General features: G+C 59.1%; 23 protein-coding genes. 12 read left to right on the forward strand and 11 right to left on the reverse strand.

The genetic code is table 11. From position 1 onward, the window contains the following. Window positions 1-116 precede the first annotated feature (116 nt). The 5 genes from ACW9UQ_RS06360 to ACW9UQ_RS06380 all read right to left on the reverse strand — a co-directional run bounded on the left by ACW9UQ_RS06360 (window position 117) and on the right by ACW9UQ_RS06380 (window position 2,107). Window positions 117-794 (reverse strand): sterol desaturase family protein, encoded by a 678-nt coding sequence (locus ACW9UQ_RS06360; protein ID WP_458930166.1) that lies wholly within the window; start codon window positions 792-794, stop codon window positions 117-119. 39 nt (window positions 795-833) lie between these two features. Further along, entirely contained in the window at window positions 834-1,001 is a 168-nt protein-coding gene (locus tag ACW9UQ_RS06365) for a hypothetical protein (protein ID WP_458930167.1), read from the reverse strand. 83 nt (window positions 1,002-1,084) lie between these two features. Then, complete coding sequence (locus ACW9UQ_RS06370; protein WP_458930168.1) at window positions 1,085-1,387, reverse strand: helix-turn-helix domain-containing protein; 303 nt, start codon at window positions 1,385-1,387, stop codon at window positions 1,085-1,087. Window positions 1,388-1,399: 12 nt separating this feature from the next. Next, entirely contained in the window at window positions 1,400-1,762 is a 363-nt protein-coding gene (locus tag ACW9UQ_RS06375; protein ID WP_458930169.1) for a hypothetical protein, read from the reverse strand. 63 nt (window positions 1,763-1,825) lie between these two features. Next, window positions 1,826-2,107 carry a hypothetical protein gene (locus ACW9UQ_RS06380; protein WP_458930170.1) on the reverse strand — a complete coding sequence of 94 codons (282 nt, stop codon included), beginning with the start codon at window positions 2,105-2,107 and terminating at the stop codon, window positions 1,826-1,828. Between the two features lie 192 nt (window positions 2,108-2,299). On the opposite strand from ACW9UQ_RS06380, the gene ACW9UQ_RS06385 reads away from it, so the two are divergent. The 6 genes from ACW9UQ_RS06385 (at window position 2,300) to ACW9UQ_RS06410 (ending at window position 8,155) form a co-directional block, all read left to right on the forward strand. Continuing rightward, on the forward strand, window positions 2,300-3,397 hold the full coding sequence (locus ACW9UQ_RS06385) for an ABC transporter ATP-binding protein (RefSeq protein WP_458930171.1): 1,098 nt from the start codon (window positions 2,300-2,302) through the stop codon (window positions 3,395-3,397). Window positions 3,398-3,482: 85 nt separating this feature from the next. Next, on the forward strand, window positions 3,483-4,592 hold the full coding sequence (locus ACW9UQ_RS06390; RefSeq protein ID WP_458930172.1) for an extracellular solute-binding protein: 1,110 nt from the start codon (window positions 3,483-3,485) through the stop codon (window positions 4,590-4,592). Between the two features lie 53 nt (window positions 4,593-4,645). After that, window positions 4,646-4,936, forward strand: a complete 291-nt coding sequence (locus ACW9UQ_RS06395) for a DUF1330 domain-containing protein (protein WP_458930173.1) — start codon at window positions 4,646-4,648, stop codon at window positions 4,934-4,936. Next, window positions 4,933-6,555: an ABC transporter permease gene (locus ACW9UQ_RS06400; protein ID WP_458930174.1), complete on the forward strand. Its 1,623-nt coding sequence runs from the start codon at window positions 4,933-4,935 to the stop codon at window positions 6,553-6,555. The genes ACW9UQ_RS06395 and ACW9UQ_RS06400 overlap by 4 nt, the downstream gene beginning before the upstream one ends. A gap of 4 nt (window positions 6,556-6,559) precedes the next feature. Beyond that, the gene (locus ACW9UQ_RS06405; protein ID WP_458930175.1) at window positions 6,560-7,621 is read left to right on the forward strand and encodes an ABC transporter permease; all 1,062 of its coding nucleotides are present in this window, start codon (window positions 6,560-6,562) and stop codon (window positions 7,619-7,621) included. Window positions 7,622-7,678: 57 nt separating this feature from the next. Continuing rightward, window positions 7,679-8,155, forward strand: a complete 477-nt coding sequence (locus ACW9UQ_RS06410; protein ID WP_458930176.1) for a hypothetical protein — start codon at window positions 7,679-7,681, stop codon at window positions 8,153-8,155. Here the strand turns inward: ACW9UQ_RS06410 and ACW9UQ_RS06415 are convergent. Next, window positions 8,139-8,657, reverse strand: coding sequence for an RNA polymerase sigma factor (locus ACW9UQ_RS06415; RefSeq protein WP_458930177.1), 519 nt, complete (start codon window positions 8,655-8,657; stop codon window positions 8,139-8,141). The two genes, ACW9UQ_RS06410 and ACW9UQ_RS06415, sit on opposite strands and share 17 nt — an antisense overlap. A 234-nt stretch (window positions 8,658-8,891) precedes the next feature. Between ACW9UQ_RS06415 and ACW9UQ_RS06420 the strand changes: the two genes are divergently transcribed. Next, window positions 8,892-9,137: an EF-hand domain-containing protein gene (locus ACW9UQ_RS06420; protein WP_458930178.1), complete on the forward strand. Its 246-nt coding sequence runs from the start codon at window positions 8,892-8,894 to the stop codon at window positions 9,135-9,137. A gap of 209 nt (window positions 9,138-9,346) precedes the next feature. Here the strand turns inward: ACW9UQ_RS06420 and ACW9UQ_RS06425 are convergent, their stop codons facing one another. Together ACW9UQ_RS06425 and ACW9UQ_RS06430 are read right to left on the reverse strand one after the other, a co-directional pair. Beyond that, entirely contained in the window at window positions 9,347-10,321 is a 975-nt protein-coding gene (locus tag ACW9UQ_RS06425; RefSeq protein WP_458930179.1) for a TRAP transporter substrate-binding protein, read from the reverse strand. A 176-nt stretch (window positions 10,322-10,497) separates the two neighbouring features. Continuing rightward, entirely contained in the window at window positions 10,498-10,803 is a 306-nt protein-coding gene (locus tag ACW9UQ_RS06430; protein WP_458930180.1) for a hypothetical protein, read from the reverse strand. A gap of 122 nt (window positions 10,804-10,925) precedes the next feature. Between ACW9UQ_RS06430 and ACW9UQ_RS06435 the strand changes: the two genes are divergently transcribed. Genes ACW9UQ_RS06435 through ACW9UQ_RS06445 form a run of 3 tightly spaced genes read left to right on the forward strand, consistent with a single transcriptional unit; the run spans window position 10,926 to window position 13,938 of the window. Beyond that, window positions 10,926-12,725 carry an aminopeptidase P family protein gene (locus ACW9UQ_RS06435; RefSeq protein ID WP_458930181.1) on the forward strand — a complete coding sequence of 600 codons (1,800 nt, stop codon included), beginning with the start codon at window positions 10,926-10,928 and terminating at the stop codon, window positions 12,723-12,725. Between the two features lie 54 nt (window positions 12,726-12,779). Next, window positions 12,780-13,127, forward strand: coding sequence for a DUF427 domain-containing protein (locus ACW9UQ_RS06440; RefSeq protein ID WP_458930182.1), 348 nt, complete (start codon window positions 12,780-12,782; stop codon window positions 13,125-13,127). Between the two features lie 19 nt (window positions 13,128-13,146). Beyond that, on the forward strand, window positions 13,147-13,938 hold the full coding sequence (locus ACW9UQ_RS06445) for a hypothetical protein (protein ID WP_458930183.1): 792 nt from the start codon (window positions 13,147-13,149) through the stop codon (window positions 13,936-13,938). Window positions 13,939-14,004: 66 nt separating this feature from the next. Here ACW9UQ_RS06445 and ACW9UQ_RS06450 read toward each other — a convergent pair whose 3' ends face one another. Further along, window positions 14,005-15,690: a chloride channel protein gene (locus ACW9UQ_RS06450; protein ID WP_458930184.1), complete on the reverse strand. Its 1,686-nt coding sequence runs from the start codon at window positions 15,688-15,690 to the stop codon at window positions 14,005-14,007. Further along, on the reverse strand, window positions 15,690-16,199 hold the full coding sequence (locus tag ACW9UQ_RS06455) for a thioesterase family protein (protein ID WP_458930185.1): 510 nt from the start codon (window positions 16,197-16,199) through the stop codon (window positions 15,690-15,692). Before ACW9UQ_RS06455 ends, ACW9UQ_RS06450 begins: the two co-directional genes overlap by 1 nt. Window positions 16,200-16,259: 60 nt before the next feature. Between ACW9UQ_RS06455 and ACW9UQ_RS06460 the strand changes: the two genes are divergently transcribed. Both ACW9UQ_RS06460 and ACW9UQ_RS06465 read left to right on the forward strand, forming a co-directional pair. After that, entirely contained in the window at window positions 16,260-17,633 is a 1,374-nt protein-coding gene (locus ACW9UQ_RS06460) for an FAD-binding oxidoreductase (RefSeq protein ID WP_458930186.1), read from the forward strand. A 136-nt stretch (window positions 17,634-17,769) separates the two neighbouring features. Further along, complete coding sequence (locus ACW9UQ_RS06465) at window positions 17,770-18,357, forward strand: L,D-transpeptidase (RefSeq protein WP_458930187.1); 588 nt, start codon at window positions 17,770-17,772, stop codon at window positions 18,355-18,357. On the opposite strand, the gene recN is transcribed toward ACW9UQ_RS06465, so the two are convergent. Then, entirely contained in the window at window positions 18,358-20,007 is a 1,650-nt protein-coding gene (gene recN, locus ACW9UQ_RS06470; protein ID WP_458930188.1) for a DNA repair protein RecN, read from the reverse strand.

A 20,007-nucleotide genomic window follows, 5' to 3' on the forward strand; every position in this document is an offset into this window, starting at 1 on the left:
ACAATCGGATACATCACACCGCAAGAAGCAGAGGAGAAATTCTACGAAACCTTGAAGGCCGCTGAAAAAGCAGCCTAACATTTGAACCAACCACTCTCCGGTAAACCCGGGGCGGTTCAGTCAGAAACTTCTTGCATCCCGGGCGGCAACCACAGAAGATCAAAGTTATACCCAGCCTGCGCATGATGCAGATCGTGATGCGTCACGGTTGTCATCCAGCCCAGCAAGGGCCGGTGCCGGGCAGTTGCCGGATAAACCTCAACACCGCAATGGCCTAGCGCGTTGCGCAGCATCATATGCGCTGCAAACGCCAACAGCCCCAGCGGGTGCATCGGCACGAGCAGTAGAAAGGCCGGAAAGAATACGGCATGGGCCATCGCCTCCCCCCAATCGAAGGCGTAGGAGGTAAAGGCCGTCGGATTGTGCGATTTGTGATGCAACAAATGTATCCGCCGCAACAGTCGGGTTTTGTGCATCAGCCAAGGCGCCCAATAGAAATAGGCATCTTGCGCAAGGATCATCAACAGGGTCGCCGTGATCAGATAGCCCCAGCCATATCGTCCGACATCCTGATAGACCGGGATGATACCATGCACGGCTGCGACCATCGTTAAAAAGCCGAAGGCCGCAAAGATCAGAGCGGTGCGCTGGCTGATCAGGATTTCTCGGACTATCTGAGCCCTGCCCGGGGTCTCCGGCCTGATCTTGCGCCCGGCAAGCCGCCGGGCCAGCCAGACATTCACCACCAGATGCACGCCGCCCGCACCGATAAGGTAACGGAAGAAATCATGCATCAGCGTGCCGATCAGAATGTCGACAAGGTCCGGGCGCCATCAGTCCCCCTCGTGCACTGGTGAGGATTGAGGGCGCAAGCGAAACAGCCCACAGAACGTGCCATTTTCAGGCCAGTCGCCAGGCACGTGCGGCATAGACCCGAATGCAAATGCAGCCTGCGACGGGGTCAGCAGCCAAAGGGTGGACAGCACCATCAAATATCTCATCACGCGTCTCCTTGTTTGTGATGAGGTCGACATGCGCTGATACGCAGCTCGCCATCCCGTCGTTTTCAAAACGGGTGGTGTTATCAGGAATTGACGCGTTTTTCTTTCGACCCTGCGCAGCCTCGCCGAAATTCCGTCGACGATTGCCCCGCCTCGGCCCGGAACGCCCGATTGAACGGACCAAGCGAGGCAAAGCCGGTGTCAAAGGCGATCTCCAGCACGGTCTTGCGTGCATTCTCAGGCGCTGACAGCGCATCCTTGGCCGCCGCGATCCGGTGGCTGTTTATGGAACTAGTAAAGTTGCGATGGCCTAGATGCCCGTTGATCGTGGCGCGCAGCCGATGTTCCGGCACGCCGACCGCCTCGGCCAGATCGCCGACGGTCAATCCTTCCTGCCGTCAGATTTTCTCAGCCATCTTGGCTTCTAGCCGGGTGATCAGCGAGGTATCCAGCGGCTTTTCCGCAGGATCGGCCGGGCGAGGGGCGGCCCATAAACCAACGCGGGCGCGCAGGGCCCATGCGCCAAACGCGCTGGCAAGACCCAGAAACGCACCCGATTGCAAAAGATATCCCTGCAGCGGCAAGGTCTGATCCAGCCCGGCCAGCTCAAAAAGGGTAATCCCCAGCCCCAGCAGCGCCATGGTCACCAGAAACCACGGTCGGAAACTGCGGCGACGGTCCACCAAATCGGTCTTGGCCGTCGATGCGGCGACAAATAGCAGCCCGGCATACAGCAGCAGGGACAGTGCCCCACGCGGCACCTCTGCCCAGGTCCACCAGATGCCGGCCAGCGCAAAGGGAACCGTCAGGGCGCTAAGCCAGAGCTAAAGCCGCCGGTCATAGCGATTGTCCAGAAAGATCACCGTCACAAGCCAGGTAAAGGCAGGCGGCAACAGGATTGCACCAATCAGCACCGGCCAGCGTAGGGCGTCTGGTAAAGCCGAAGCGCCCGGCGCAGAAATCGCCAGATAGCTTGCGGCACAAATCGCAACGGCAAGGGCGGGCCATCCTGCGCGCCGGGTCTCGGCACCGGCCATTATCAATCCGGCGACCATCAGCGCCACCGACCCGGCCCCGCCACGCATCAACAGATCAATGGTCTGCATCTCACCTCGCCTTATCGATTCGCAAAATCTAACCACAGCCCCCACAAGGATGCGCGCCGATTTCCGGATACCGGGCCAGATTCAACAAATCGGCCAATACAATAGGCCCCAATATGCCGTTACGGGGGTGCAGCCTTTACACGCGGCCTCAATGCTGGTTTTCTTGCTTACAAGAACAACAGGGATGTAATGATGGCAGCTACCGCAGACGATGCTTTCGTCGCGTTTGATGGCGTGCAAAAAAGTTATGACGGCGAAACACTTGTCGTCAAAGATTTGAACCTTTTTATCGGCAAGGGTGAGTTTTTGACAATGCTGGGGCCGTCAGGCTCGGGCAAGACGACCTGTCTGATGATGCTGGCCGGATTTGAAACCGCAACGCGCGGCGATATCCGTTTGGACGGCAAACCGATCAACAATATTCCGCCCCACAAGCGCGGCATCGGCATGGTTTTTCAGAACTATGCCCTGTTCCCGCATATGTCGGTGGCAGAAAACCTGTCCTTTCCGCTGGAAGTCCGCAAAATGGGCAAATCCGCGCGCGAGGCCAAGGTCAAACGCGCGCTGGACATGGTCCAGATGGGAGAGTTCGGCGGGCGCCGTCCCGCACAGCTTTCGGGTGGTCAGCAGCAACGTATCGCATTGGCCCGCGCACTGGTGTTCGAGCCGGAACTGGTCTTGATGGACGAACCGCTGGGCGCGCTCGACAAGCAATTGCGCGAGCATATGCAGTTTGAGATCAAACGCATCGCCGATGATCTGGGCATCACGGTGGTCTATGTCACCCATGACCAGACCGAGGCGCTGACCATGTCGGACCGCGTTGCCGTGTTCGAAGATGGCCGCATCCAGCAGCTTGCCCCGCCAGATCAGCTTTATGAAGAGCCAATGAACAGCTTCGTTGCGCAATTCATCGGGGAAAACAACACGCTGGAAGGCGTTGTTGAGGGTATCAACGGGGATGTGGCGCAGGTCCGGCTGGATGATGGATCGCTGATTGATGCAAAGCCGGTGAATGTTTCAGCGGCGGGCGAGCGCACCCGTGTCTCGATCCGGCCTGAACGGGTAGAATACAATCCCGACCGTCTGCAGGATGACGCCCATACCCTGCCCGCAACGGTAGAGGAATTCATCTATATGGGCGACACATTCCGGACCCGGCTGAATGTGGCGGGGCGCAATGATTTCATCATGAAATCGCGCAACGCCCCGGATCAGACCCGCCTGAAACCCGGCGAGCAGATCCGCATCGGCTGGTTGCCAGAAGATTGCCGCGCGCTGGACGCCTGACGCGCGGGCATGGTTGCGGTGTCGCGCTCACCCGGTGAGCGACACCGCCAAACGATCCAACCGGGTCCAATTGGGAGAGAACAGCATGAAACTGAAACCCTTTCTGATCGCTGCAGCCGTGCCGGGCCTGATGGCCGGGGCAGCTGTGGCTGATGGCCATATGGCCAATGATATGACCATCGTATCCTGGGGCGGCGCTTATCAGGCCAGTCAGGACAAAGCCTATGTGCAGCCCTATCTGGCCAACAACCCGGGCGTCACTGCCGTTTGGGACGAAAGCTCTGCCGAGGCTGTTGCGAAGCTGCGCGCCATGAACGAAGCGGGCAACATCACATGGGATCTGGTGGATGTCGTTGCCTCTGATGCGCTGCGTCTGTGCGACGAAGGTCTGGCGATGGAGCTGGATGCCGATACCGATCTGGCCGATGCGCCGGACGGCACCAAGGCGTCCGAGGACTTCGGCGCGCTGCTGGTCAATGACTGCTTTGTGCCCCAGATCGTTTATTCGACAACCGTTGGCTACCGCACCGACATGGTCGGCGACACACTGCCCAGCAGCATCTGCGATATCTTCGATCTTGAGAAATATCCCGGCAAACGGTCGCTGCAGAAACGCCCGATCGACAACATGGAATGGGCGCTATACTGCGACGGCGTTGCCAAGGAAGACATCTATAAGGTGCTGGACACTGACGAAGGTGTAGAGCGCGCTCTGGCCAAACTGGGCACCATCAAGGACAGCGTTGTCTGGTGGACTGCGGGTGCTGAAACCCCGCAGCTTCTGGCCGATGGCGAGGTTGTCATGGGCTCGACCTTCAACGGTCGTTTGTTCAGCGCCATTGCCGAACAGAACCAGCCAATTGGGATGCTGTGGGACATGCAGTCCTTTGACCTTGATGGCTGGATCGTTCCCGCCGGTCTGCCGGATGATCGCAAGGCCCGTGTCATGGACTTCCTGAAATTCGCAACAGACACACAGCGTCTGGCGGATCAGGCCAAGTACATCTCCTACGGTCCGGCGCGCGCCTCTTCGGCACCGCTGGTTGGCAAGCACGCCGAGCTGGGCATCGAAATGGCACCGCATATGCCAACCGACCCGGCCAATGCGGGCAATGTCCACAACTACGATTACGAGTGGTGGGCCGATAACCGTGATGATCTGGATGCCAAGTTCCAGGCCTGGCTGATCAAATAAGATCCCCGGCGTGGCGGCCCACTGGTCGCCGCGCCCACGAACGGAGGCGGGAAATGCCCAAAGGTTACTGGATTGTGCATGTCACTGTGACAGATGCAGATCGGTATCAGGATTATGTCCGGCTCGATACACCTGTGATCGCGCAATATGGCGGCCGGTTTCTGGTCCGCGGCGGTCAGGCCGAAACGCCCGAAACACCGCAAAAGCAACGCCATGTTGTTGTCGAGTTCGAGGATTTCGAAACCGCCCAGGCCTGCTATCACTCACCCGAATATCAAGCGGCCGCAGCGATACGCCAGGACACATCTCAATCCGATATCGTCATCGTGGAAGGCACTGAATGACCGAGACCTCCGATGATATGCGCGCCGCCGACGGCACGCCGCTAAAGACATCTCTGGCCCGCGCCCTGCGCCGCCAAAAGCTGCGCGCGCTGTTGCTGATCGCGCCGCTGCTGCTGTTTATCCTCGTCAGCTTCATTCTGCCCATAGGCGACATGCTGCTCCGCTCTGTTGAAAACCAGATCGTTGAGCGCACCCTGCCCCGCGCTGTCGTTGCCCTGAATGAATGGACGCCAGATGATGAGGCCCCGCCTGAGGCAATCTATCACGCGCTCTATCAGGACCTGTTCATAGCGGCCGAGAAAAAGGAACATACCCGTCTTGGCTCGCGGCTGAATTACGAAATGGCCGGGATCTCGTCGCTGTTTCGTAAATCGGGACGGCGCGTCAGCAAATTTGCCAAACCCTATTCTGATGCTCTGAAAGATCTCGGGGATGGCTGGGAAACCCCTGCGCCTTGGGTCGATCTGTTTGGCGATACTGATTGGCTGGCCGCCCAACAGGCTTGGGCGGCGGACAAGAACGGCCTTGAACCTGCCTTTCAGCTGCGTCAGGAAGCCGCCGATCTGCTGCCCGAGACAGCGGCGGCCTATGTCCAGTTTGCCCGGTTTGTTCAGGAGGTAGACGAAGACAGCCCGACCGAGGAAAAGCCTTGGACGCTGCTGCATGAGGCGCTCTATCGCGACCTGCAAACGGCGGATCTGTCGACCTATCGCGGGCCCTATGCGGATGAATTGCGCCGCGCGCAGGAAGCGCTGGCTGCCATCCCGCCGGTCAGCTTCAAAGCCGCCTTTGAGGATGTTGACGAAGACTGGGGCGACCCCGAGGTCCTGTCGACCATCCGGACCTTTGCGCCGCCCTACACCTCTGGCTATTATCTGGCCGCTGCCGACATGGAACTGACGCCAAACGGCATCCAGGCCACGCCCGAGGATGAGCGGATCTATATCAAGCTGTTTATCCGGACACTGGTCCTGTCGGTGACGATCACCTTCACCTGTATTCTTCTGGGCTATCCCATCGCCTGGCTGCTGGCCAATTTGCCGATGCGCACAGCCAATATCCTGATGATCCTGGTGCTACTGCCCTTCTGGACATCGCTTCTGGTGCGCACCTCGGCCTGGAAGGTGCTGTTGCAGCAACAAGGCGTGATCAATGATTTGCTGGTCTGGGTCGGGCTGATCTCGGATGAAGGCCGGCTGGTGATGATCAACAACCAGCTGGGCACGGTGATCGCCATGACCCATATCCTGCTGCCCTTCATGATCCTGCCGCTTTATTCGGTGATGAAGACCATCCCGCCCAGCTATCTGCGGGCCGCAAAATCACTGGGCGCGACCAACTGGACGGCGTTCTGGCGGGTCTACTTCCCGCAATCCATTCCCGGGATTGGCGCAGGCTCCATCCTCGTGTTCATTCTGGCCATTGGCTACTACATCACGCCGGAACTGGTCGGCGGCACAGATGGGACGTTTATATCCAACCGGATTGCTTATCATATCTCCACCAGCCTCAACTGGGGTCTGGCGGCGGCACTTGGTGCAATCCTGCTGGTTTTGGTTCTGGCGCTTTATTGGGTCTATGACCGGATCGTCGGCATCGACAATGTGAAACTGGGGTAACGAGATGAGCCTTCCTGTCTATGCCACACCAGCCCAGCGCATCTGGTACTACAGCTTTCGGGTGATCTGCGTCCTGATCTTCTTTTTCCTGATCTTCCCGATAGTCATCATCATCCCGCTTAGCTTCAACGCCCAGAATTTCTTTACCTTCACACCAGAGATGCTGGCGCTAAAGCCTGAGGGCTACTCGCTGAAACATTACGAGGACTTTCTGGGCAAAGACTTCATAAACGGCGGCGGCCATCCGGTTTCCGGAATGGTTATTGGACTACTTGCCGGTTGCCTGGTTACGCTTTTTCGCTTTTTTGCCTCAGGCGCGCGCGGCGTGAGTCTTTTCCTGCCCATACTCATCTTCGGCCTGTTTGGGTTGCTGGTTGGAAAGTTCTGGGGCGTTGAGGGTACTTGGGTCACCCCCCTCAAAAACTCCATGAAGATCGCTCCAATCGCGACACTCCTGTCCGTCGGTCTTGGAACTTTGGCAGCCATTGGACTTAGCCAATCTCATGTTCCGGGACGCCGGACGATCATGGCCATTCTCATTTCGCCAATGATTGTCCCGCTCATAATTTCGGCGACGGGGATGTATTTTTTCTATTCGACCCTTGGGGGCTGGGCAGAGCACGGTCTGGGGCTTAGTCAGAACACAGTGGGCTATATGAAAGTCATCCTTGCGCATGCTGCGTTGGGAGTACCCTTTGTGATCATCACAGTTACAGCGACACTGGTTGGCTTTGACCGGTCACTGACCCGGGCTGCGGCAAATATGGGGGCAGGACCGGTTCGGACGTTTTTCAAGGTGCAGATGCCCTTGATCCTGCCCGGTGTGATCTCGGGCGCGCTGTTTGCGTTTATCACCTCATTTGATGAGGTTGTGGTTGTGCTGTTCGTTGGCTCTGCGGGACAGAAAACCCTGCCATGGCAAATGTTCACCGGTCTGCGCGAACAGATCAGCCCGACCATTCTGGCGGTGGCGACAATTCTGGTGGTGATCTCTATTGCCTTGCTGACCACAGTCGAGATTTTGCGCCGCCGGTCGGAAAAGCTGCGCGGTCTTTCACCGAGCTGAGGTTTGCAACCCATGCGCCGGGCGCTTATCTAAGGCTTAGGAGTTAAGGACACCCCGATGCCCATTGCCGTAATATTCGTCGTTGTTGCCGGGGCAATCGCCCTGTTTGTGCTCTATCCCCATCTTCGGGTGATTACAGGGGCCGTTGTGGCAATTTTCGTCGGGGTCGCCAGCATCTACTTTCTGCTGCCCGGCAGCGCCGACCAAGCGCGCCAGTCAGCCATAACGCCAAAACAGCTGCGCCTCAGCGATGTCGATCTGACCACTACGGACCGTTACACAGAGGTAAGGGGCCGCGTGGTCAATACTGCCGATGCAGACCTGCGCAGCTTTTTCCTGCGGGTCACTTTGCAGGACTGCATTGAAGCGGACAGTTGCGTCACTATCGGCGAGGATGAGGCGGAGATGCGCATCATCGTTCCCGCCGGTCAGGCCCGTGACTTTCAGGGCGTGCTTGATTTTCGCGACGCAGCGACACTGCGCGGCACGCCTAAATGGGATTACGATATTACCCGGATCACCGCGTCGCCCTAAGCACATGCTCTTCCCAGCCCAGCCGACGGCGCAGGGCGGCCCGGGCGCGATACAGGCGGGAATTGACCGTGCCTTCGGCCACACCGAATTCGCGTGACAATTCGGCATAAGACAGCCCTTCCACCCCAGCCAGCAACAGCAGCTGGCGCTGTTCGCCCGGAAGCTGGCCGATCGCCTCAAGCACCTCGCGGCAGGTCTGGTGCATGTCCTGGTTTCCTGGCGCCTCCAGCTGATCGACCGCGTCGGCATCATGCGTCTTCGCGGCACGGCGCAGGTCGATAAAGGCATTGTGCAACAGCGTCATCAGATAGGCCCGAGGTTTGCGGATTTCGCGCCCCTCCGCCCTAACCTTCAGCGCGCGCAAGAACGCCTCTTGCACAAGGTCGTCCTCTTCACCCGAGGCACGCGTCAGCGTCAGCGCATAGGCGCGCATCACGGGTCTGTGGCATTCAAGGTCATCCGACAACTCTGTTGGATGCCGCTCCGTTTGTACGTTTGGCATGCGATACCCCCATTTTTAGCGATTTTCTCGCCTTGGTATGCATTTTCGCATATGTGTTGGTATCTACCAGTTTGCGCAGGTTGGGACCTGCTATTCCGGCGGGTTTTGGCCGAGCAAAAATCCGCTGAGGAAGGAAATCTCCGCAGCACCGTCTACTCACATGAAAGCGCCAACAAGGCCTTTCCGGTGCGATGTTGCACCGCGAAAAGAAACGCATGAGTTTAGGAGAAAACAATGCGCAAACTTTCCACGATCCCCGCAGTTCTGACGGTTCTTATGCTGGGCGGTGCCGCTTGGGCAGCCTTTTCAGACGTTGACGCCGATCAGGACGGCTATCTGTCGGCTGAGGAGTTCGTTGCAGCATTCCCCAACGCCACAGAGGACACATTTCAGGCCGCAGACACGAATGCCGATGGCATGATCTCCGAAGCCGAGCATGTAGCTGCGGTGGATGCCGGGTTGCTGCCAGCAGCCGAATAAGGTTCCAAGCTGGCGGTCTTGCCACCCCCAACCGCCAGCACCCCAGCGCCGCCCAGTCACGCACCCTCTGGGCGGCGCTTCTTTTTCCGGCATTGGCCTCAAGCGTTTCGAGAAATTTGTCTCGCGGCTTTATTTCAATAGCTTTGAGGCAAAGCGAACCCGCAGATCTTGCCCCGTTCAATCCAACACTATTGGCTACAGAGCTGCGCCTATTCCACTTCACCAGACTGATAGGCCTCAATCACCTTCCGGGCATCAGCATCTGCGCCGGTCATCCATTCGGCCAGCATATCGCGGCCCAGTTCCAGCAATTGCGCACGGAATACGCCGCTGGGCAAACCGACCCCCATACCTTCATCGCGCAGGGCCGCCATGGTCAGCAGGGTGTATTCCTGGGCACGGTAGTACCCGGCATATTCGGCCATCTCGGCACAGGCGGTCAGGCCGTTGCGTTCTGCCCCAGACAGCGCCTGCCAGGCGTCGAGATTGACGAAGACATAGTTGCGCGGCAACCAGGCATCGACGGCATAATAATGCGACAGATGCTGCCACACACCGCGGCCATATCCCGTCGCTGCCGAAGAGATAAAGGCCTGCGCAGCACCGGTTTGCAGCGCGGAGTTCAAGTCAGCGGCAGCAACCCGGACAGGCTGCATGCCGATCATATCCGCCAACCGCGCGGTGGCCTGATTGTAGGAACGAAAGCGTGCGCCCTTCAGATCGGCCATCTCATCTACTGGCCGATCTGTGAACATACCTTGCGGCGGCCAGGGCACGGAATATAGCAGATGCAGATTCTCTGCCTCCAGCACGCTGCTAAGTGTCGGGCGCGCTGCGGACCAGAGGTTGCGGGATTCGTCAAAGGATGCGGCCAAAAATGGCAGGGAATCGATACCGAAGATCGGATGACGGTCCTGATGCGCGGATAAAAGCCGCTCTCCAATCTGGACCTTCCCTTCGGAAACCGCGTCAAAGATCTCGGCCCCGGCAATAAGCCCGCCGCCGCTATGCACGTTGATCGCCAACGCACCGCCAGTGGCCGTGCCAACACAACGCGCAAACTCCCGGGCGGTGGCTGTATGATAAGTGCTTTCGCCATAAGCGACCGGCATATCCCAGCTATCTGCGAATGACGCAGTAGCGATCAGGCAGGAAAAAGCCAAACAAAGCGGTGCCGTTCTCAACGCAGCCCCCGAGACTCGTGAAACCAGTCACAGCGTGACGATACGTCACCCGGCTGTCAACCACCTTGGGTTGTCGTTTGTCGCGGATAAGCCAGCTCGGCTCGCCAAAAGCGCTATAATCTTCGCAGCCTCGGTGCAGCACATGACGATCTGGCGGCGCACCGAGAGAAATATGATCAGCCGATATCGACCTTCGGCTCAGACCGGCGACGGATCATGAAGAAGAAGAATGCCAGACCGGCAAATAGCGCGGCAATGGGCCAGCTCAGCACTGTTTGCAACACAGGGTCCCAAAGGTAAGGCACGTCAACTTCCTGCAGCTTGGGCAGATAGGTCTCGTGCGTGGCGGGGCTGACTTTCTGCCACCAGGCATCTGCAGATGTCAGCGCCAGTTCCTCGCCTTGGGCGGCAGTGTCGTTATAGTCGGAATAACCAAGCCATGCGGCGAGGCCAAAGAAAATAAGTGCGATGAGGGCACGCATTCAGGGGCTCCTGCTGTTCCTCTCGGCTCCATACTTGCCGAAACGAGAAAAGAGCATATACGAAAGTGCAGTGCGGCAAAAGAACTGCTTTGCAGGATAATCAAATAGGCGGGAAATCACTGATGTTTCAAAGTTTTTCTCAGAAGTCTTCACCGGTACATGGTGCGACCCGGGTGGCTGAACTGCGCCGGAAACTGGCCGATATGGGGCTGAACGCCTTCGTTGTGCCCCGGTCCGATGCGCATCAGGGCGAATATGTGCCCGAACGAGATGAGCGTCTGGCCTGGCTGACCGGCTTTACCGGGTCTGCGGGGTTTGCAGCCGTGACCAGCGACAAGGCCGCGATGTTTGTTGATGGGCGCTATACCTTGCAAGTGCGAACGCAAACCGATTCGGCTGTGTTCGATGCGCTGAGCCTGCCTCAACAGACCCCAGCGAAATGGTTGGCCGAAACCCTGGATGCGGGCGTTGTCGGCTTTGACCCCTGGCTGCATACCAAAAAGCAGGTAGAGGAGATGGAGAAGGCCCTGCATCCCGCCGGTCTGACACTGAAACCGGTTGAGAACCCGATTGATGCGATCTGGACGGATCAGCCCGCCCCGCCCGCAGAACCGGTCAGGGTGCATCCCGATACGCTGGCTGGTCGCAGCCATCAGGATAAACGTCAGGAACTTGCCGCTGATCTCAGCAAGGCGGGGCCGCGGGCCGCGATCCTGTCCCTGCCTGATGGCATCGCGTGGTTGCTGAACATCCGGGGCGCTGACGTGCCGCGTGCGCCCTTGCCGCTTTGCTTTGCCATTCTGCATGAGGATGCAAGCGTCGATCTGTTTATCGATGCGGCCAAGCTGAACGATGATATCCGGGCACATCTGGGCGCAGAGGTGCGGATAAACCAACCAGATGCGCTGGAAGGCGCGATAGCCCAGCTGCAAGGGCCGGTCGCATTGGACGAAACCGCCTCCCCCTATCGGTTCCTGCAGATCCTTGAAACCGCAGGGGCCGAGGTGATCTGGCGGCGCGATCCCTGCATCCTGCCCAAGGCCTGCAAGATCGCCGCAGAACTGAACGGTGTCCGCGCGGCGCATCTGCGCGACGCCGGTGCGATGGTGGAGTTTCTGGCCTGGCTGGATCAGGAAGCGCCGGGCGGCACACTGACCGAAATTCAGGTTGTAGAGCAGCTTGAGGCATTTCGACGGGCCAGCAACCAGCTGCAGGATATCTCCTTTGATACAATTTCCGGCGCTGGTCCGGATGGCGCGATTGTGCATTACCGAGTGACCGACGAGACAAACCGGACAGTCACACCCAGCGATCTGATGTTGGTCGACAGCGGCGGGCAATATCTTGATGGCACGACTGACATCACCCGAACCGTGGCCACCGGCACACCGCCCGAGGGAGCCGTTCGGGCCTTTACGTTGGTCCTCAAAGGCATGATCGCCATATCACGCGCGCGCTGGCCCGAGGGGCTGGCCGGGCGCGATCTGGACGCGCTGGCCCGCATAGCGCTTTGGCAGGAAGGGTTCGATTACGATCATGGCACAGGCCATGGCGTCGGAGCTTATCTGTCTGTGCATGAGGGTCCGCAAAACCTGTCCCGCCGGGGCGAAGAGCCCTTGCGCGCTGGCATGATCCTGTCAAACGAGCCGGGATATTACCGCGAAGGCGCGTTCGGTATCCGCATTGAGAACCTTGTCATCGTGACCCCACCTGCAACGCCAGAAGGCGGCGACCGCCCGATGCTGGGCTTTGAAACCCTGACCCTTGCGCCCATCGACCAACGTCTGATAGACAAGAGCCTTCTTGTTCAGGCTGAAATCGACTGGCTCAATGCCTATCACGACCGCGTGCGGCGCAAGGTTGCGCCATTGGTCAGTGACAGTGCGGCGACATGGCTGGCCGACGCAACGCGCGCCTTGTGACGTCGTCGTCACAAAAGTCGCGTAAAATGTTGACAGAAAAAGATGGGGAAGAAGATGCTTGATACTGCGATTTCTGTGACCCGCGCCACCGGCACATGGGTGGTCCGCGCTGGCGGGGCCATCATCGGGGAGACCAACTGCGCACTAAAACTGCACGAGGGCAATCACCCGGATGTGGTCTATTTCCCCCGCGATGATATCGAAATGGCCTTTCTGGATGAAAGCGATCATTCTACGGCCTGCCCGCACAAGGGACAGGCCCGCTATTTCACCATCGTTGTTAAAAGCGGATCGATCGAGAATGCTGCCTGGTCCTATGAAAGCCCGCATGAAGCTGTCGCGGATATCAAGGATCATCTGGCCTTCTACACGGCGGATCGGGTAACTGTGGAACAAATTTGATTTTAAGGTGATGACCGCGTTGCGTATGTTTGTTCACAGTCTCTTGGTGCTTTCTTTGCTGGCAACGTCAGCTTTGGCCGATATCGTGATAAAGCAAGGCACGCTCAGTAGCCAAAGCCGGGCCTGGATCTCGGAAATGTTTGAGGTTCAGCGCGATTTCTACGAGCCACTGGTTGACGTGCCCGAGGATTTTACCGTGCCGGTCTGGCTGCATCCAAACCGCACGGCCTATATCGCAAAAGAGAAAACCAAGACCTGGGATGCTGAGAACTTTCTCGGCCACTATGATCCGGTTAAGGATCGCGTTGTCACCTATCAGCAATTCGGCCTGGACTCGGTGCTGATCCATGAGGTCCAGCACGCATTTCATGACCTGCTGGGCGAAAACCAATACGGGCGCAGCTTCTACTGGCTGAACGAGGGGCTATCGCACTACTTTGAGAATGCGGTGCGCATACGTGATGGCAGTGTGGCCTATGTCGCCAGTCGGCGCGATATCGCTGTGCTGGATGACTATTTTTCGCGGCGCGCCAAACGATATTCCGACATCGTGCATTTTCTTGAATTTCACCGATCGGACCGTTTCCATAACTCCCGGAAAGAAGATTACGTTGTGCGGCAAGTGTCGCGCAGCGTCGTTGCCTTTCTGATGCGGAGCGAGACGCGCAAATCCGTGCTTTATGAGATCATCCGCGATCTTTACGCGGGCACTGCACTGAATGCTTCGATAAAAAAGCACTATACCGGTGGAAGAGCCGCGTTTCACAGCGACTGGACGACCTACGCGAAGCGGCTTCTTCGAAAGAAATAGCCGCCTTCTGAAAAGCCTTGTTACCGGGATCGCCTGATGAACCTTAACTTCCGGGAAGGTTGCGGTTCAGGAATGCTCTTCCCGGACAGTGGCCACCAAGGCGCGATTATAACTTTTCAACGCGTCGATCTGAAACACGGCCCCCAGAATGTCCGGCTCTTCCCCGTCCGCAGGCGCTTTGCCCAACACCGGTAGGAAATCCGTCCCGGTCAGATCGAACATCGGCAGCGCCTTTTCCAGTGTGTCAGAGGGCAACAGATAAACACCCTGCTCGACCAACTCACCGCAGGCCACAGCAGAGGCCGACTTCTCCCCGCCCGCCGGGCGCATCACCCGGCCGACCGAAATAGACGCCGCCAGATACCCTTGCGGCCCCTCGGACAAATGCACACCGCGCCGCTCAGCTTGCGCAAGAAAGACACTGCCGTTAACCAGCCGTGCACACAGCGCCGAGGACAGCGAAACGCTGACCATCACCGCCAGTCCTGCCTGCCAGTCGCCGGTAAGTTCAAACACGATCAGCGTGGTCGAAATCGGCGCGCCAAGAACCGCAGCGGCCACAGCCCCCATTCCAGCCAACGCGTAAAGCCCCACAGTGCCCGAAACCGTTGGAAAGATCGCCGTTGCAATCAGGCCAAATGCCCAGCCCGTCAGCGCCCCAAGCATCAGCGATGGCGAAAACATTCCCCCGCCCATACGTCCGGCAAAGGTAACGGCCACGGCGATCACCTTTATCACGGCAAAGACCACCACCTCCCACAGCACCAAGCGCCCCGTCAGTGCGTTCGATGTCGTCTCGTACCCCACCCCGATGATATGCGGGAAGAAGACAGCGATACCGCCCAGAACGGCCCCCGCCAGCGCGGGGCGCAGCCAGCGTGGCAGACCTGTGCTGTCCTGAATGGCATCCCCGATATCCTCTGCCGCAAAGATCGCCCAGATCATCATCGCCGCCACAATGCCAGAGACCAGGCCAAGGATCATAAAAGCGGGCAGTTCAACATAAAATGCAAGGTCACGGGCAGGCAGCACAAACTCGGTAATGTCGCCGACAAAAAGCTGGCTAACCACGGCCCCGGCTGCCGAGGCAATCACAATCGGCGCAAAAGCATGCAGCGCGAAATGGCGCAGGATCACCTCAAGCGCGAAAAGCGCCCCGGCAATTGGCGCATTGAACGAGGCCGACACCGCCGCCGCGGCAGCACAGCCCATCAGATCGCGACCGGTCACCCCATCGGCATGGATCAACTTCGATATCTTAGAAGCCAGAACCGCCCCAAGATGCACCACCGGTCCCTCACGCCCCGTCGACCCACCCGTTGACAGGGTGATCAGGGACGCCAGCGTCGCAGCCAGGCCAGAGCGTCCGTCAATGCGCCCGTCATTCAAAGCAGCGCCTTCAATCACATGGCTGACCGATTGGGGCCGCCCATCCTTAGTGAAATGATGCAGGATCAAACCCACCGCCAACCCGCCGAAGATCGGGATCAGCAGAACTTTCCACCACAAAAGGCCCGCAGCATGGCTGGCCAGCGTTTCATCGGTCGCCCCATAAACCAGCGTCTGCAACCAGACGATGCCAAGGCGAAACCCGACCGCCGCAAGCCCGGCGGCAATCCCCAGAACAAGGGCAATCAGCCAGAACTGCAACTGCCCTGGGCCGCGCTGCCTTATGGCGACAAAACCACGCTGCGCCTTGCCCAAAGCATGCCGTCGCTGGCGGGCGATAACCTCGACCAGCCTGTCCGCCATCAGCCGTCTTTCCGGCGAATCCCGATCGGCTTGCCAAGGCCCTCAGGCGTCGGCAAAGCCGCGTGATCCGCGGCGGCCCTTGCAATCCGGGCCTGCGCCCAGTCGGGATAGGCGGCAGAACGGCGCGTGGTCAGGTCAACATTCATCAACATCTCTTCACAGGTCGCGACCAATGCCTCATCGCGCCACATTTCCATCCATAGATGCATCCGCTTGGCATCTGCATCTATGATCCGAATGGCGACATGAAAAGCCTGCCCCTCCAGCATCTCATCCAGATAGGTCAGGTTGGCCTGCAGCGCATAGGGTCCCTGACGCGCGGCGGCGACATGTGTCTCGCCCACGCCGAGTTCGTTTTCCAGAACCAGATCAATCGTTTCGTCGAAAGCCTTGGTATAGTAAGCCACATTCATGTGACCATTGTAATCCAGCCATTCGGCTGGCACCCGGCGTGCGGGCGTTCGGAACGGCGCGTCATAGGGGCCGTCATGTCCGGTGCGCGATGCCATTTCGGGTTTCCAATCCTGTCCTTGATCCTTAACACTTCTGACAGGTGTCAGGAGGTTCTCATGAGCATAGAAACGGCCATCGACCGCTTGCGCAAGGCGCTTGGCGACAGATTTGAAACCAGTGATGCAAGCCACGCACTGCATGGCACCAACGAGAGCTATTATCCCGAAACATTGCCCGACGGCGTGGCCTATCCTGCCAATACGGACGAGGTGGCCCGGATTGTGCGCATCTGCGCCGAAGAAAACTGTCCAATCATTCCCTGGGGCGTGGGCACCTCGCTGGAGGCAAACGCGCTGGCTATTTCGGGCGGGATCAGTCTGGATATGTCGCGCATGGACAAGGTGCTTGAGGTGGCGGCTGAGGACATGCTTACGATTGTGCAACCCGGCGTCACGCGAGAGGCCCTGAACACCGATCTGCGCGCCACCGGCCTGTTCTTCCCGATTGACCCAGGTGCCAATGCGACGCTGGGCGGGATGGCAGCCACCCGGGCCTCGGGCACAACGGCGGTGCGCTATGGTACCATGCGCGAAAATGTCCTGGCGCTTGAGGTGGTTCTGGCCGATGGCCGGATCATTCGCACAGGAACAAGGGCGGCAAAATCGGCCGCGGGCTATGACCTGACCAAGCTGATGATCGGGTCCGAAGGAACCCTTGGAATTATTACCGAACTGACCCTGCGCCTGCGCGGCCAGCCCGAGGCAATCTCGGCCGCGACCTGCCGCTTTGACGATATCAAGGGGGCGGTGAACACCGCAATCCAGACGATACAGATGGGCATTCCGGTGGCGCGGATGGAACTGGTCGACGATATCTCAATCCACGGCTTCAATCAGCATTTCGGCACCGATATGCCCGTCGCCCCGCATCTGTTTCTGGAATTCCATGGCAGTGAAACAGCGGTGGCAGAGCAATCAGAAACGCTTAGTGAGATCGCGGCTGATTTTGGCGGTGCGGGGTTTGAATGGTCCACCAAGGCAGAGGACCGGACCCGGCTGTGGAACATGCGCCATAACGCCTATTTCGCCGCCAAGGCTCTGAACCCGGGTGGCACGACCCTGACCACCGATATCTGCGTCCCGATCTCGCGTCTGGCAGAGGCGATTACGGCGACCAAAGCGGATATCGAGGCAGCTGGCATGATTGGCCCAATCCTGGGCCATGTCGGCGACGGAAACTACCACGCCGCCCTTTTGCTGCGGCCTGACGCGCCGAAGGATCTGGAAACGGCCAAAGCGCTGGCGGCCCGCATGGCCGAACGCGCACTGGAGCTTGGCGGGACGGTCACCGGAGAACATGGTGTCGGCGTCGGCAAGATGAACTACATGGCCGACGAGCATGGCGAGGGCTGGTCCGTGATGGCGCAACTGAAACGCGCGCTTGATCCAGACAACATCCTCAACCCCGGTAAAGTCGTACAGATCAACTGAGCCGCGCACGACCCGTAGGGTGGGTTTAAACCCACCCTACCCGATGCGTCGGGCGACCGCGCTCACACTACGTTGAATTGCGATGTCCCGCAGGTCGCGCTATATTTTGAAAAATATATCAAATCGAGCACCGTCCATGACACTATCCCGCAGAGCTTTCACAAATGGTGGCATTGCAGCCCTTGGCACCAGCCTCGCAGCCCCCGCAATTGCCCAGCAGGTCACCGATACCGGCCTTGTCGTCGAACCCAAAGAACCACTTAAACGCCGCGTCTCGGGCTTTATCACCCATGAATGGCGGGAGCATTTTGAAACGCTGAAGAACGGCGCTATCCTGTGCGATACACGAGGGCGCGCGGTTTTCTACTGGTCCGAGGATGAGAGCACGACCCGCATATACCCCTCCTCCGTTCCGCTGACCGACGAGCTGACCCGCCGTGGTCGGACAGAGGTCGTTCTGAAACGAAACGGCCCCGAATGGCGCCCCACGCCCGAGATGCTGAAGCGTAACCCGGAGCTACCCGAATATGTCGGCCCCGGCCCGCAGAACCCGCTGGGCACCCATGCGCTGAACCTCAGCTGGCAGTATTACCGCATCCACGGCACCAATGACGTGCGCAAAATCGGTCGGCGATCCTCAAACGGTTGTATCGGCCTGTTCAATGAACATATCGAGGAATTGTTTGGCTTTGCCAAAATCGGCACGCAGGTCGTGCTGATCTGATCAACCCGCCAGCAGCGCTTTGGCAGCGGATCGCGCCTCATCCGTGATCCGGTCGCCTGCCAACATGCGGGCAATTTCGTCTATGCGGGTTGCGTCGGTCAAGGGTTGCACAAGGGTTGAGGTGATGTCGCCCGTCACCGATTTCGAGACCTGCCAGTGATGCGCGCCCAGTGCTGCGACCTGCGGGGAATGCGTCACGACCAACACTTGGGCACTTTCGGCAACTTGTGCCAAACGCCGCCCCACCGCATCTGCGGTTGCCCCGCCGACACCGCGGTCAATTTCGTCAAAGATCATTGTCAGACCCTCGGCGCGCCGCGTCAGGCAGACCTTTAGCGCCAAAAGAAAGCGCGACAATTCCCCGCCCGAGGCAATCCGATTGATCGGGCCCGAGGGCGCACCGGGATTGGTGGCCACTGTAAACGCGACGCCATCAATGCCGTCCGGGCCCGGGTCCGCGACGTCGAATGCCGTTGTGAACACGGCACGCTCCAGCTTTAGCGGTGCCAGTTCGGCGGCCATGGCCGCATCGAGCTTAACCGCCGCTTTCTGCCGGGCAGCACTCAACGCCTCGGCCAGCTTGCCGTAGGCGGCCTCGGCTTCAGACACCTCGGCTTTTAGCGCGGCAATATGCGCAGCCCCGGTGTCGATCTTGTCCACCCGGGTTCGCAGATCATCGGCCAGTGCAGGCAGTTCATCCGGTTGCACATTGTGCTTGCGGGCCAGCGCGCGGATGGCAAACAGGCGTTCTTCTGTGGCCTCCAGTTCGTGCGGGTCGAAACTTATTTCTTCTGCGAAGCGGCTTAGGGCCGATTGCGCCTCGCCCAATTCATTCAGGGCCCGCGCAAGCGCGTCGATGGCGCTTTTCAAGCGTCCCTCTGCCCGGCCATCGACAAGTTCCAGCCAGCGCAACGCATCCGAAAGACGCCCTTCGGCCCCGTCATTGCCCATCGCGGCCTCGGCAGACGCCATATCCTCGCGCATTTTCTCCGCGACCTGCATCAGACGGCGGCGGGTATCCAGTGCCTCGTCCTCGCCCGGTTGCGGGTCGAGATCATCCAATTCCTTGGCAGAATGACGCAGATATTCTGCATCGCGGGCAGCAGCGGCAAGACTTGATTCTTCCTCGGCCAGCCGGTCTTGCGCGTCCCGCCAGATCCGCCAGGCCCCGCGCAGTGCATCGCGCTGCGGCTCAAGCCCGCCAAAGGCGTCCAGCATTGCGCGATGCGCGCGGGGGTCCAGCAGCCCCTTGTCGTCATGCTGGCCATGCAATTCGACCAATGTGTCGGAAAGCGCGCGCAATACCTCGCCTGAGACACGGCGATCATTGACAAAACCGCGCTTGCGTCCATCGGCAGAGGACAGGCGACGCAGCAGCAGCTCTTCCCCGGCGGGGATTTCGGCCTCATCCAGAACAGCGCGGGCCGGATGGTTGTCGGGCAGATCGAATACGGCAGTGACCTCACCCTCAGCCGCCCCACTGCGCACAACATCGGCGCGGCCGCGCCAGCCCAGCACAAGGCCCAGCGAATCCAGAAGAATCGATTTGCCCGCCCCGGTCTCTCCGGTCAGGACATTCAGGCCAGGCTGAAACTCAAGCTCCAGCGCCTCAATCAGCAGGATATTGTGGATCGACAGTTCACGCAGCAT

It is taken from the genome of Halovulum sp. GXIMD14793 (assembly GCF_054457435.1).

Bases quoted from the DNA above. Each gene is read 5' to 3' on its own strand.
- ACW9UQ_RS06360 (WP_458930166.1), bottom strand. From the start codon at position 794: ATGCATGATTTCTTCCGTTACCTTATCGGTGCGGGCGGCGTGCATCTG.
- ACW9UQ_RS06365 (WP_458930167.1), bottom strand. From the start codon at position 1,001: ATGAGATATTTGATGGTGCTGTCCACCCTTTGGCTGCTGACCCCGTCG.
- ACW9UQ_RS06380 (WP_458930170.1), bottom strand. From the start codon at position 2,107: ATGCAGACCATTGATCTGTTGATGCGTGGCGGGGCCGGGTCGGTGGCG.
- ACW9UQ_RS06385 (WP_458930171.1), top strand. From the start codon at position 2,300: ATGGCAGCTACCGCAGACGATGCTTTCGTCGCGTTTGATGGCGTGCAA.
- ACW9UQ_RS06390 (WP_458930172.1), top strand. From the start codon at position 3,483: ATGAAACTGAAACCCTTTCTGATCGCTGCAGCCGTGCCGGGCCTGATG.
- ACW9UQ_RS06395 (WP_458930173.1), top strand. From the start codon at position 4,646: ATGCCCAAAGGTTACTGGATTGTGCATGTCACTGTGACAGATGCAGAT.
- ACW9UQ_RS06400 (WP_458930174.1), top strand. From the start codon at position 4,933: ATGACCGAGACCTCCGATGATATGCGCGCCGCCGACGGCACGCCGCTA.
- ACW9UQ_RS06405 (WP_458930175.1), top strand. From the start codon at position 6,560: ATGAGCCTTCCTGTCTATGCCACACCAGCCCAGCGCATCTGGTACTAC.
- ACW9UQ_RS06410 (WP_458930176.1), top strand. From the start codon at position 7,679: ATGCCCATTGCCGTAATATTCGTCGTTGTTGCCGGGGCAATCGCCCTG.
- ACW9UQ_RS06415 (WP_458930177.1), bottom strand. From the start codon at position 8,657: ATGCCAAACGTACAAACGGAGCGGCATCCAACAGAGTTGTCGGATGAC.
- ACW9UQ_RS06420 (WP_458930178.1), top strand. From the start codon at position 8,892: ATGCGCAAACTTTCCACGATCCCCGCAGTTCTGACGGTTCTTATGCTG.
- ACW9UQ_RS06430 (WP_458930180.1), bottom strand. From the start codon at position 10,803: ATGCGTGCCCTCATCGCACTTATTTTCTTTGGCCTCGCCGCATGGCTT.
- ACW9UQ_RS06435 (WP_458930181.1), top strand. From the start codon at position 10,926: ATGTTTCAAAGTTTTTCTCAGAAGTCTTCACCGGTACATGGTGCGACC.
- ACW9UQ_RS06440 (WP_458930182.1), top strand. From the start codon at position 12,780: ATGCTTGATACTGCGATTTCTGTGACCCGCGCCACCGGCACATGGGTG.
- ACW9UQ_RS06450 (WP_458930184.1), bottom strand. From the start codon at position 15,690: ATGGCGGACAGGCTGGTCGAGGTTATCGCCCGCCAGCGACGGCATGCT.
- ACW9UQ_RS06455 (WP_458930185.1), bottom strand. From the start codon at position 16,199: ATGGCATCGCGCACCGGACATGACGGCCCCTATGACGCGCCGTTCCGA.
- ACW9UQ_RS06460 (WP_458930186.1), top strand. From the start codon at position 16,260: ATGAGCATAGAAACGGCCATCGACCGCTTGCGCAAGGCGCTTGGCGAC.
- ACW9UQ_RS06465 (WP_458930187.1), top strand. From the start codon at position 17,770: ATGACACTATCCCGCAGAGCTTTCACAAATGGTGGCATTGCAGCCCTT.
- recN (WP_458930188.1), bottom strand. From the start codon at position 20,007: ATGCTGCGTGAACTGTCGATCCACAATATCCTGCTGATTGAGGCGCTG.